The 530-nt window shown below is 65.1% G+C and carries 1 protein-coding gene; it reads right to left on the bottom strand.

All coding sequences use genetic code 11. The features are described from left to right. The coding region (locus tag DNK89_RS23925) for a SidA/IucD/PvdA family monooxygenase (RefSeq protein WP_153064354.1) at positions 1-530 on the bottom strand (530 nt) is incomplete at both ends.

Raw genomic sequence — 530 nt, forward strand, 5'->3', positions numbered from 1 at the left:
GTCAGCAGCGTATAGCGGCGGTCGCCGTTGTGGATCTTCTCGTCCAGCAGGTCGTAGATCTGGTTGATGAGCGAGGCGTTGATGCCCTTGTACAGACTGCTCTGCTCGGCCAGGATCTGGCGGCGGCGGTCTTCGGGCAGGTCGTAGAAGTAGTTGGTGTAGTCCGGCGAGATCAGCTCCAGCGTGAGCTTGGTGTTCTCCATCTGGAAAAAGCGCGGCGAACGGGTGATCCAGGCCAGGCTGTAGTCGTGTTCGTCGCTGTCGCGCAGCAGGTCGTGGAACACCTCGGCCGCGCTCTGGCCGCTGCCGACGATGGTGATCGAGGCGCGCCGCTGCAGTTGCTCCTTGTGCCGCAGATACTCGGCGCTGTGGATGTAGGGCGCCTCGCGCCGGTCGCAGCAGGGCGGCAGCACCGGCTGCGACCCCAGGCCCAGCACCAGCTTGCGGCAGCGGACCATGAAGCGTTCGCCATTGACGCTGTGCTGGCCGGTGACCAGGTAGGTGTCGGTCTCGGGGTCGTGCAGCACGCT

It is taken from the genome of Acidovorax sp. ST3 (assembly GCF_003231145.1).
GTDB lineage: Bacteria > Pseudomonadota > Gammaproteobacteria > Burkholderiales > Burkholderiaceae_C > Acidovorax.